Origin of the sequence: Chthonomonas sp., from assembly GCA_016788115.1 — a bacterium.
Taxonomy (GTDB): Bacteria; Armatimonadota; Fimbriimonadia; order Fimbriimonadales; family Fimbriimonadaceae; genus UBA2391.
Window position 1 is genome coordinate 218,248 of the sequence record JAEURR010000008.1, and the last position, 11,847, is coordinate 230,094.

At 58.9% G+C, this 11,847-nt stretch carries 6 protein-coding genes; 1 reads left to right on the forward strand and 5 read right to left on the reverse strand.

Annotated features, from left to right (window positions below):
• Positions 1 to 17: 17 nt before the first annotated feature.
• From JNM85_10475 to JNM85_10485, 3 genes are all read right to left on the reverse strand, one after another.
• On the reverse strand, positions 18 to 746 hold the full coding sequence (locus JNM85_10475; GenBank protein ID MBL8088478.1) for a hypothetical protein: 729 nt from the start codon (positions 744 to 746) through the stop codon (positions 18 to 20).
• A 23-nt stretch (positions 747 to 769) separates the two neighbouring features.
• Positions 770 to 3,856: a hypothetical protein gene (locus tag JNM85_10480; GenBank protein MBL8088479.1), complete on the reverse strand. Its 3,087-nt coding sequence runs from the start codon at positions 3,854 to 3,856 to the stop codon at positions 770 to 772.
• Between the two features lie 98 nt (positions 3,857 to 3,954).
• A complete protein-coding gene (locus tag JNM85_10485) occupies positions 3,955 to 6,075 on the reverse strand; it encodes an enoyl-CoA hydratase/isomerase family protein (protein MBL8088480.1) in 2,121 nt (706 codons plus the stop codon).
• Positions 6,076 to 6,299: 224 nt separating this feature from the next.
• Between JNM85_10485 and JNM85_10490 the strand changes: the two genes are divergently transcribed.
• Positions 6,300 to 8,192: a hypothetical protein gene (locus tag JNM85_10490; protein MBL8088481.1), complete on the forward strand. Its 1,893-nt coding sequence runs from the start codon at positions 6,300 to 6,302 to the stop codon at positions 8,190 to 8,192.
• A gap of 80 nt (positions 8,193 to 8,272) precedes the next feature.
• Here the strand turns inward: JNM85_10490 and JNM85_10495 are convergent, their stop codons facing one another.
• Together JNM85_10495 and JNM85_10500 are read right to left on the reverse strand one after the other, a co-directional pair.
• Positions 8,273 to 8,998 (reverse strand): MBL fold metallo-hydrolase, encoded by a 726-nt coding sequence (locus tag JNM85_10495; GenBank protein MBL8088482.1) that lies wholly within the window; start codon positions 8,996 to 8,998, stop codon positions 8,273 to 8,275.
• Positions 8,999 to 9,115: 117 nt separating this feature from the next.
• A complete protein-coding gene (locus tag JNM85_10500; GenBank protein MBL8088483.1) occupies positions 9,116 to 11,791 on the reverse strand; it encodes a hypothetical protein in 2,676 nt (891 codons plus the stop codon).
• Positions 11,792 to 11,847 lie beyond the last annotated feature (56 nt).

Here is an 11,847-nt window from a genome sequence, read left to right on the forward strand (position 1 = left end):
AATGAGCTCAAACCAACTCAGTCCAGCGTGGGCCAGCCGTTGAATTCCGCGCTCAGTTGCACCACGCTCAGCGCGCCGTACTTGGCGGGGAGGTTCCCGACGGTGCCGTCTATCCGCCAGCCATTGGTTTCGCTCAGATAGGCGACCTCATAGCCGGTCATCACGAGTCCAGTCTCTATGGCGCGGTAACGACCGAGCTGCGTCAACTCAAACTTGTACGGTTCGGGCGAAGCAACGGGTTCACCTAGGAGTAAGTTGATCTTCTTAATCAAGACCATCGGATCTGCTGGCGCGCCGATCCATACGAAGTCGGCGGTGCCCAGTTTCCCTGCGACTCCCATGATCCCTCGTGCCCTCTGCGGATCGGTGGGCAGGGACAGAAACTGCACGAAGTCGACGCGAGCGAAAATGCCGCCCTTTACTTGAAAGCTCTCGCGGACTACACCGGTCGAGACAACCTCGGAAAACGGTCCCTCCAGCCGACACCCGGGCGGGAGCTTTTGCAGGACATCGTTCCGCCTGTCGGTCGAAGCCAGCTTGATCGCAAACCGCAAGAGCTCGTCCAGCGTGAACTGTGACTTGTCCACCATCTCCCCGGCGGTTCCGATCCGGGGGCCAGCTATCTCCGCACGAACGTACTCTTCCCGCTTGCGCTTGCCGGGGCCAAAGTCCGAGGGCAAAAGCGCTTCACGCCCACAACCCCAAAGGGCTGTGAGCGCGAAGATTGCCGCGGCCGCGCTGCGCATAGCAGCATGGTACCGGGTCGCCGTTACGGCAGGTACGGGTCCTTGGTGCCGCCCTCCGTCTTACCACCGCCCACCGGAGTCAGGATCACGTCCACGACCGTCAGAGCTCCGACGCCAGTGTTGAGACTCGTCTGAATGTTGACGCGGTTTGTGCTGGCTTCGTAGGTGAAAGTTTTGAGCGTCTGCCCGTTGCGGCGTATGCGCAGTGGCTTGTAGCCGGTCGGCAGTCGGAGCCACGTGCCTAGGTTGCACGCCAGCCCGCTCTTGTTCGTAATGAACTGCGCAACACGCGTCGTTCCCTCGTTTCGCGCCTCGATGTCGAATGAGTGCGGACCAAACTGGACGTTCTTCCAACGCAGGCTGTTCCAAGTGCTTGGCAGCTTAGGCGAAATGCGCAATGTGTTGAGTCGTGCATCCGGCACGAAGTCGAGGAAGCCCATCATCGAGTCTACGTAGAAGCTCATCGACTCCCAAGCATTGGGCCAAGCGGCCTGGTGCCGGTAGTCGGGCTGCCCTGCGTAAAGCAGACTGTAGCTTGGCGAGTATTGCTCGGCACCAAAGTTGACCGACGTGTTGAACTGCTTCGCTTTGTCGATCCGCAACTTCATGTTGTCGATGTCGCCCGTGCCCGCCGTGTAGTCCGCGCGCATGCCGTAGTACATGCCGTACCACAGGGTGCTGAGCGTCCACGGACCGCCGCCCCAGTAGCTGTCGCCCCAGTAGCGGTTGACCATCCCTTCGAACTCGCCGCTGAAGTTCATGATCGGGTGCTTGTTACCGAATCGGTCGTTGGCAACGCCGTTCATGCGATCAACCACCAGCTTCATGCGGTTGTCCGTCGGTGACAGGACGCGGAACGGGTACACCACGCCGAGCTGACTGATGTCGGTGTTCTCACCGTTCCAGTCCATGCGAGCGACCATGCCGTCGTAGATGTTCGAAGCGCGACTGTTGAAGAGCGAGACGTCGCTCGGCTTGTTCAGGACGTTCGCGATCCACGCGGCATCCCACAACCCGCGAATAACGTTCGCATTGGAATAGACGAAGACGTCGAACGCGTCTTCCCACAGGCTCATGCTGTACATGAGCTTCACGCTGTCGGCATAGTACATTCGCGAATCGATCGATGAGTCTTCGCTACTGGCACGGGCCGAGTCGTAGACCATAGAATCGTACTGCGCGCTCAGCCATGGCAAGTCGCCCGTTGAGTCGTAGTGGTATTTCACACCCCAGGGAACGACTGCGGTCTCGTCGACCTGCGGTGCACTCCAAATGGTGTATCCGTCGGTGGTGTACTTCTGATAGAAGAACCCCTTGCCGCCCCAAGACTCATTCGATCGGAACGCCACGTCCTTGAGGAATCGGTAAATTTCGCGAGCAGACTCGTTCTGACCGACTCGATCGAGAGTTACGGCCGCCCAGACGGCGTCGCGTGGCCAGCAGTACATGTATGCACCGTTGTGCATGCCTGCCACGAGCGCACCGCTCTTGCCATCCTGATGCAGTGCAGTACCCAGCAGACCCCGCTTAAACAGGGCGTCGTACGAGTCGTCTGGATAGTCAATCGTAGTTCCCTGGGCGAGCCAGTTCAGCCAGTAGTTGTCGGTATCCACTTGGAGGTTCGAGACGTTGACTGTCTGGAACCAGTCCAGCACCGGTTGAATCTGGGAGGTGTAGGTTCCAGTTGCACCAGCGAAGTTGTCAAACCCGCCCACCGTGGCGATATTCACTTCCCGAGTCTCGCCCGGATTCAGCGTGATGCGGCTACCGATCCAGCCCTGGCCGTTGTCGCTGCTCGAATCGCGCCACGAGTCGGAAGCAAACGTCCCGCTGGCACCGCCAACGGTGTTCACCACCTTCATCGAGGAGGCCAGGTATAGCGACACGTTTTTGGAGTAGTCGCTGAAAGAAGACGGGTTGTACTCGCTGACCGAGCTGGCGAGGCGGAACGTGTTGTCGTAGGCGACCATCGCGCCTCGGCTCGAATCCGCGAACATGCCGTCGTGGTTGTCGCCTCCATTCAGCGCCGGATCCATGTAGTAGAACACATCGATCGTCTGCGCGCTTGCGCCGTTGTTCTTCAGCAACATGCGCTTGAAATAGATTCCACGATTCGGTTGGCTCGTGGCGTCGAGCGGGAAAGTGATCCCCTTCGGCGCAAAATCGTACTGCTCAACCTGAATGTTGCGACCACCCGCGACAAATCGGGACTTCGTGTAGACCGTCTGACTGTCCTCGATGTACCGGTGCTCCCAGTCAACGTAGTCGGTGCCAGCGGAGTTGGTAAGCCAGTAAGTCTTTCCACCCGCTCGCAGACCCGCGAATGCCTGGTTGAGATTCAACTGGCCGCGCGAAGTGGGCGGCAGACCAGCCGGGAAGGTGTCCACCCCATCGCTGTACCCCTCGTTCTTACTCGCCACACCCTGTACCGCGCCCGCGCTCGGGTAGTAAATATCGTAGACCGAGCCGTTTCGGTCCAGCATCACATTCATGTAGTTATTGCCTGCGACAGCTTCTTCCTTCCATGAGTGGTACGGCGGGTAGCCGACGGTGTGATTGACAAATGCAGAGCCTTGCCCGGGCCAAGCGATACCCACGCGGTAGCTTGAAACCTTTGCCGTGTTCGACGGGTCATTGCACGTGTTGTCCGAGCAACCAAAGTTGTCGCTGAAGACTTCGATGCCTCCCGAAGAGTGCCACGCGCCGATCTTGTACTTGACTTGGCGGCCGTAGACTTGGATCGCTGCGGGCAGCGTCCCCTTCCACCAGTCGACCTGGCCACCCCCGGTGGACTCGTTTCGGACAAATGTGATCTGCCCGGAGCTGCTCTTAAGGACTGTCGTGGTGCCTGAGCCGACACCCTTTGTGCCCAAGGGAGTACTGCCGTCGGTCGTGTAGTAAATGGCCACGTCCGTGTAGAAGAACGAGTAACCGATCCGAACCCACAGGTCAGCAGCATCGCCTTCGCGCAGTCCCGCGGGATTGCGCATGGTCACGCCGCTTTCGCCAAACACCGCATTGGTCGCGCTGTGCTCAACGAACTCGGGCGTCGCCAACGCGCCTTGCACAAGCAAGAAGAGGCCGCAAAGAAGTGCCGTCGCTTTCGTCATTGAAATCTCCCATCGCCGTCGAACGGCGAATACGTATTCTTGGGGATATTGTACAGGATTATGCGTATGAAACCCAACCAGTATTCTTGCGGGGAGCCCTAGTTTCGCAGGGGCTTGCCGGTCTCGATCATATGACGAATCCGCGCCACGGACTGACCGAGTTGCATGAGTTCAATGAACTCCTTTCGTTCCCAGTCCAGCGCTTCCTGCCAGTTCGTCGGCTTGACGAACACCGCTTTGATGTGTTCGCCGATCCGCTTGTCGTACTCCGATATCTTCCCTGCTGCCAGCAGTTCGGCCAGCATGTGATCAATCATCCCACCAAGCGGGCCAACTGGCATCTCGAAACTCTGCTCGCCAAGCGGCTTCACGGTCTTGGCGATCTCTCTCGCGTCCGCCATCAGCCGGTCCGGGTGTAGACCCACAACGTCGTGGGGTCGCAACAGTCCCAGGCGCTGCGCTTCGTACGCTCCAGACACCGTCACCCCCTGCACCACCCTGCTAGCGAAATCGACCATGGTCTTGGCCGAATCTCCGCTTCGGGCGCGCAGGAGTGCCGTGCCGTGGCCGCCAGGGATGAGACCGACCTTGGCCTCTGGGAATCCGATCGTTGCCTCGGGACTAGCAAGAATGACCGCGCTACCGAGCGCGAGCTCAAATCCTCCACCCAGGCAATAGCCGTGGACCGCCGCCACACAGGCCCGTGAGCGCAGGGCAATCGCCGTTTGCTGAAGCGCAACCAGTCCCTCGTCCACGAGGCCCCAATCGCCCGCATCGATACAATCGCGGAAGAATGTCAGGTCAAACCCGACCGAGAACGAGCGCTGCTCATTCGCAATCACGAACGGACCCTTGTGCGCCCCAATCCAGTGAGTGAGCTCTTCTAGCAGCTTCGGTCCGACAGTTCCGAGCTTAGTCGTCAAACTGACCGCGGCGATGCCATCTCCAAGGTCGCGGACTTGAAACGTCTCAAGCTTCTCTTTAAGCGGATACTCAGCGAGAGATCGAAACTCGGGTTCATGTTTCTGATTGACCCAGCCGCCGTGGTGACCGCGCATCTCGTTCTGCCGGTAGAAGTGGCCACCTTCGATGCCGACCTTCTCAGGGCCGATCGCATCGATCATGGCAAACGGGCCCATCTCCCATCCAAATCCCCACATCATCACACGGTCGAAGTCCTGAACGTTGTGGCTGATCTCCTCGCGAATGGCATGCGCGTACTTCAGGGTGGGAATCAAGTAGCGGCGCATGAACTCACCCGCGTCGTCGCCAAGTTCCAGCGTCTTTGCGAGACGTTCACCCAGAGGCAGCTTTTGCAGCGGTTTGATCGAAGGCAAGTCCGCCTCAACCGAGTCGCGGTACAGCAGCGTCTCAAGGTCCAAGGTCGAGATGCTGTTGGCCTCTTTCATGAAGTAACCGCGCCCGGCCTTCTGGCCAAGGTGGCCGTTGGCGAGCAGGTGCTCGACGGACTTCGGTAGGGACAGCGAAGGGGTGAAGTCGTCGGTCGCGCAGCGGTCGCGCAGGTTCGCAGCGATGTCGGCCATGATGTCGATCCCAACGAGGTCATTCAGGCGGAAGCTTGCAGTTCGCGGGCGGCCCAAGAATGGACCGGTGAGCAGGTCCACCGTCTCCACGCTCAGCCGCAGCTTCTCTGCCACATGAACCGCGTGGAGCATCGCCCACATGCCGAATCGGTTCGCAATGAACCCCGGGGTGTCTTTGGCCGGGACGACCCGACGTCCCATGCGTGCCTCAAGGAGTTCGGTTGCCCTGCGTAGCTCGCCGGTATCTGTTTCATCGGTCGGGATGAGTTCGAGCAGCTTCAGATGTCGGGGCGGATTGAAGAAGTGGGTTCCGAAGAATCGGCGACGGAAGGTCTCTGACCTTCCATCTTTCAGCAGCGCGATTTCCAGGCCGCTCGTATTGGTGCTGACCATCGCGGTCTCGGGCAAGTAGGGCTCGATCCTCTCATAGAGGCTGCGCTTGGCATCGAGCTTCTCGATGATCGCCTCGCAGACCCAGTCCGCCGACCGCAAAATCTCAAGGTCCTGGTCTACTCCCGCGATCTCGACCCGCGCCGCAGATTCGGGCGTCGCGAAATGCGGTGGTTTCAGAGATTTTGCTCTGTCCAGTCCCGCCCTGGCCGCGTCGCGCGTCATATCAAAGAGCGTGACGCGGAACCCGCAATTGGCCAAGTGAGCTGCAATTCCGGAACCCATGGTCCCGGCTCCCAGAATGCAGGCGTGAAAATGTTGATTATCTTCTGAAGTCAGCATGAGTGGCGAACAAACTGCTCTTGAACGTGATCTGAACCTTTGTCCAGGATAATGCGTCTCTTTGCGCACTTTTCTGGAAAGTTTTCGACCAATCTGCCCTATACTACCGTAGCGACTCCCATTGGAGCCGTGCCCGGATTGGGCTTGGTCTTTTTGAACCTTTCGCTATGGCTAAATCTACCGTTGATCAACAAAAGGGCGGGTATCGAACTCGGCTGACGATGTCTGCGACCACCAATCCAACCGGTGGGACGTTCACCATCTCGACGATTTTTGGTACCACTGCACCGCTACCTTGGAACGCGTATGCCGACAAGATTCAGTCAGAGCTTGCCAAGGTCACCCCGGCGAATCTTCTCTCGGTGACTGGTGGTCCCTTCCCGCAGTGCCCGGTCACGATCATCAGCCAAGTGTTCAGCACCGTCCGAAGCGACCGAACCTACACCGTGAACACAGCGGGTCTGACTGGCGGGTCAGGGATCTCCGTGAAGCAGGAGTACCTGTCGGACTACGAGACGAGTCCGTCGCAACTACCGACGACCCCGGTCCTCGGCAATAACACAGTTTTGATCTCCGGGACCGAATTCCCCGAGGTCATTTCCACTTCTGCGATCGCCTCTCCGGCGTGTATGGAATACACCTTCGACGGAAACGGCTCCGTCCGGGTGACCAGCTTGGTCAAGGATAAGTCGATCACGATTATCGATCGCATTGTCCCGTCCGTTAATTTGGTCGGCAAGTCGGTTTCATTCGCGGTGTACAACCCGCAGTCGTTCCCCATCTCGTCCTCGTTCCAGTTCTATGGGACGTGGCCCGCAACCGGGACGGCCTGGACGCTCAATCTGCAGTTGCAGCCAGGTTGGAACCACACGTGGTGCAACCAAACAAACCTCCCGAACGGCAATGTTCCCAATCTCAAGCAGGTGCAAGGGCTCTATGTGTCGTTGAATAGTCTGAACACCCAGTCCTCGGACGACCCTTCAAACACCATCGAGATGTACTTCGACAGCCTGCAAGTCTGTAATCCCGAGAAGTCATCGGTGTGTATCGGCTGGGACGACGGATTTGTCCGGATTCACCAGATCGCCAATCCGATCATCCAGAAGTACCCGGGGATCAAGCACTGCCTATTCGTGGTCCGCGATTGGACACTCGCGGGCAAGCGATGGGACAACGTCCCGACGCTCACGGTTTCCCTATTGAATCAGCTATATGCGACCGGCCAGTACCTGATCTGCAATCACTCCGCAACCCACGGCAGATTCGAATCCGGCATCAACCCGGCGTTCACCGGCACCTTGTCCCGTGACCAAGCCGTGCGCTGGGATCCATCCACGCTGCCGACGGGCGGAACTTTCCGACTCACGATGCCCGGCTATGGGACCACCGGTGCCATCCCTTACAACGCGACGATTCGCCAACTGCGCGATGCTGTCGCGAGCCTGGTGGGTGAGGACCGCGTGCAGATTACAAGCTGGACCACAACGTCCCTCAGCGCGAGCTACGGTTTGCGAATCGCTTTCTCCGAGCCGTTCCCGATCCTTACCTTGTCGGATCCCGATGGAAACGTCAACCAGAACCGCATTCGGGCCGGTGCCGCTTACGCAGTGGCCGATATCGTCACCGACTACGAGAACAATCGCCAATTCCTGCTGCAGAACGGATGGGTAGGCGGAGAAGACATCGTTGCTTACCCCGAGGGGTCGTTTGGCCCGGCGGTTGACGCCGCCATGAATATCCTTGGGATGCGCGGCGCGCGGATCATGACCTCCAAATACGGAAACTACGCGACGCGGAACCGCGGCGCCTTCCTGGACCGATTCGCACTCCCCGCACTAAATTTTGGCGGCAACTTGCCGAAGCTCATTCAGCAGTGCGAAATGATCGCTGAAGAGGGTGGCCACCTTGGCATCATGCTCCACGACATTTCGTATATGCCGGGACAGACGAACCGCGTCAATGCCGCCGAGTTCGAGATGTTCCTGCAGTATCTCTATCGAAACCAGCACCGAGTCAAGACGCAAACCTATGCGGAGTACTTCTCGATGATCGGTATCTAGGGCAAGCGCTCAGTAACGTCAGCATGAAGGGGAGGAGCCGGTATCGACTCGTCCCCTTCTCAAATGCTTTGGAGTTGATCTCAGGCGAATGCGCTGAGACGAGATCCGTAGTAGGGCGCATTGATGCCACCACACGTGTTGCGGCACTTGACCCGAGACAGAAGCGTGCGTCCCGCAGAAGTGTACAGGTCAGGAGACATTCGGCTGATACGCGCGATCGCGTTGTCATCGAATAGCGCACCACACCACATGATGGAGCCATTCGCGATGGCCACGAGTACTCCAAAACTTCCTGGCGACACCCCGACAAACTGCGTCGCGAGCAGTCCCGGTTCAATGGTGTCATCGATATCGATCAAACGCAGCTTGGGCTGAATCTTCACCAGGTTGCGCTGAACGTTGCCCGCACGCTGCATGTTCTCAGGATCGACGAGGCGTCGGTCGGGGATGTTGTTCATCCAGAAGTTGTATTCGTCCGCCGACATGATGTGGGTCGCGTTCGGGAAGAGTAGCTGCCCGCCGTAGAGTGCGCCACCCGTGTTGCCGAGTGTGGCGTGGGTGAAGATGACATCGGTGACATCGTTCGGGTTGATGCCGCGGTCGAGAAGCTTCATGCGGGTGAGGTCGCCGTTGTAGCCCGGGTCAAACACCACCGTCTTCGAAGCGCTCCGGCCAACGCCAAACGTGAGCGAGCCGGTAGGGACCAACTCGTTGATTGGAACGCGCTGGAACACGTACGTTCCGTCGTCGCCGCCGACAACGTCGCCGCCATCGGCACGGGCAATGGCGGGCACTGCAAGTGCCATAGCACTTGCACCGGAAGCAATCAGAAACTCGCGACGGGACAGACTCATAAGCAAATCAACAAGATAACTCTAGTATTGTAGTGCAGTTTCCGGGCCAAGTGTGACTTCTTTGATTCGCTAATGCGAGGTTTTTGGTTTCAGCAAAGGCAGGACCTCAAACGTGCCCTCGCACTTTTGCTTGCCCATCTCCAGTGTCACCGTATACTTGCCGGGCCGCACATAGAACTTCTGAATCCAAGGCTCCTCGCCTTTATCTGACACTCTCAACCACTCTTCAGGTTCCAAATCCCAGACAACTCTGTTGAAACCGGGGGCATTCGAGCCCGCCAGTTTCTTCTGAATCACTCCCTTCTCATCCTTAATCGTTAGCTTCACTTCCTCATTGGCGTACGCCGAGATCCAGTAGCTGATCTTCAACCCCTGCGGTGGGTTCGCCGCACGGAACATCTTGTGTGTCCACGATCCAACAATCTCGAACGTGTACTTCGGTCTTGCAGGTGAGATGTTGAATAGGTGGATCGGCTTTGCCATCACTTCGGCGGCCAATTCGCTGATCCACCGGGCATCGTCTAGGACGTAGATCGACCGCCCGTGCGTGCCCAAGACCAGATCGGACTCCCGCGCGTGCTGCTGGATGTCGTAGACGGGGACTGTGGGCAACGCCTTGCCGTTGAACTTGGTCCAGGTTGCTCCGGCATCTAGACTCAGGAACAAGGCACCCTCAGTCCCCACGTACAGGACATCCGGGTTGAACAAGTCCTCGCGAACGACCATCGCGCAGCGATTCTTTGGCAAATTGGCTGTGATGTCTTTCCAACTCTTCCCGAAATCGTGGCTCACGAGGACGCACGGCTCAAAGTCGTCCGTCCGGTGCCCATCGATGGACGCATAACAACGTCCACTCGTGTGCTTGCTCGCATGCAAGCGCGAGACGTACCGCCCGGACACCTGGTCGGGCGTCACATTCTCCCAAGACTTGCCGTCATCCCGAGTCAGCTGAATCAACCCGTCGTCGCTCCCCGCCCACAGCTCGCCCCGGCTCAACGGCGACTCTGTGAGCGAGACGACCGTGCAGAATGTTTCGGCGTTTGAGCCCTGGGTATCCATCCGCTCCGGATCGCGGGTCGTGAGGTCGGGGCTGATCCGCTCCCAGTCGTCCCCCCGCTTGGTGAGCTTGAAGACGTAGTTGCCCGCGTGATATACCACCGACGGGTCGTGAGTACTCACGAAGAACGGGGAGTTCCAGTTGTAGCGAATTCTCGATTCTCCCTCGCGTGCCTCGGGAGCACACAGCTTCGTTTCGCCGGTGAAGAGGTCAAGTCGGGAGATGTTGCCGCCTTGCCATTCGGCGTAGACGCTGTTGCTGTCGGTCGGATCAAAAGCGCAATGGAACCCGTCGCCCCAGAACACGTCGAGCCAATCGGCGTTGGTGATGCCCGTGTCGGGAATGCTGCGGGCATCGTTCTTCTTCTCGTTTCGGTTCGTCGCGCTTGGACCCAAGCACGTTCCGTTATCCTGAAGGCCGCCCATGACGCGATACGGCTCGGAATTATCGAGCGCGATGTTGTAGAACTGTCCGACTGCGATGGTGTTCAGGAAGTCCCAAGTCTTCCCTTTGTCCATACTCTGGTATGCGCCGCCGTCAGTACCGATGATGAGATGATCTGGATCTGATGGATTCACCAAGATCGCGTGGTGGTCGGCGTGGAGGATGTCCGCGACTCCGCCACGGAAGGTGTCGCCGCCGTCATCGCTGACTTCGGTGGTCCACCCAAGCAGGTAAACCCGCTGGTCCGATTTCGGGTCGAACTTGATCTTGCTGAAGTAGAACGCGCGCGGAGACCGGACGCTGAGCTTGCGCCACGTCTCGCCGCCATCGTCGCTGCGAAAAACTCCGCCTCCGCGCATCCGATCGTCCCGAATGCTATTCGCCCCGCGCTCCGTGCTCTCGACCACGGCGATCAGCTTCTTGGTATCGTCGGGGAAAATGTCCAGACCAATGCGTCCGGTCTGCGTGGGCAAACCACCTGAAAGTTTCTTCCAGGTCTTCCCCGCATCGGTACTGCGGTAGATGCCGCCCTCCGGTCCGCCGCTCAGCATGCTCCAGGGCTTACGCAGGCGCATGTACATGGCTGCGTACACAACCTTCGGGTCGCTCGGGTCGAGGATGATGTCGCAGCATCCAGTCTTCTCGTCGATGTAGAGGACCCTTTCCCAGGTTGCACCGCCGTCGGTCGTCTTATAGACCCCTCGCTCGGGGTTGTACCCCCACAGATGCCCGAGCGCGGCCACGTAGCAGGTATCGGGGTCCTTCGGGTCGACCGCTATCCGCGGGATGTCGTGGGTCTGCTCCAGCCCTAAGTGCTTCCAAGTCTTCCCTTCGTCGGTGCTCCGGTAGACGCCGTTGCCCCAGCTGCTGCTATTCCGGCCATTCCCTTCACCGGTCCCCAGCCAGATGATCTTCCCTTTGCCCTGCTTCGCGCGGTCTGCCTTGGAGACCGACTTTTCCCATCCTGCCCAACCATCGGGAGCATCGCAACAAACCACGCTGCCGATGCTGCTGGTCTCCTGATCGTCGAACAGTGGCTCGAAGGTCGTACCCATATTGGCCGTACGCCACAGCCCACCGCTTGCGTACCCCACATAGAACGTCTTATGATCACCCGGCTTGAAGCACATGTCGGCAATGCGCCCGCCCATGAACGCGGGGCCAATACTTCGCCAGGGGACGCGCTTGAGGTCGTCAGCGGTGAGAGCGCGAACGGGAGCGTCCGCCGGTTTCTTTGAGGCCATTTGGCGAGTATAGCCAGGAAAATCCCGCCCGCATCAGCCTTTGACTCCAGGAATGT

What these genes read in the sequence shown, in the direction of transcription:
- JNM85_10490 (MBL8088481.1), top strand. Translation starts at nt 6,300, where the DNA reads ATGGCTAAATCTACCGTTGATCAACAAAAGGGCGGGTATCGAACTCGG.
- JNM85_10485 (MBL8088480.1), bottom strand. Translation starts at nt 6,075, where the DNA reads ATGGGTTCCGGAATTGCAGCTCACTTGGCCAATTGCGGGTTCCGCGTC.
- JNM85_10475 (MBL8088478.1), bottom strand. Translation starts at nt 746, where the DNA reads ATGCGCAGCGCGGCCGCGGCAATCTTCGCGCTCACAGCCCTTTGGGGT.
- JNM85_10495 (MBL8088482.1), bottom strand. Translation starts at nt 8,998, where the DNA reads ATGGCACTTGCAGTGCCCGCCATTGCCCGTGCCGATGGCGGCGACGTT.
- JNM85_10480 (MBL8088479.1), bottom strand. Translation starts at nt 3,856, where the DNA reads ATGACGAAAGCGACGGCACTTCTTTGCGGCCTCTTCTTGCTTGTGCAA.
- JNM85_10500 (MBL8088483.1), bottom strand. Translation starts at nt 11,791, where the DNA reads ATGGCCTCAAAGAAACCGGCGGACGCTCCCGTTCGCGCTCTCACCGCT.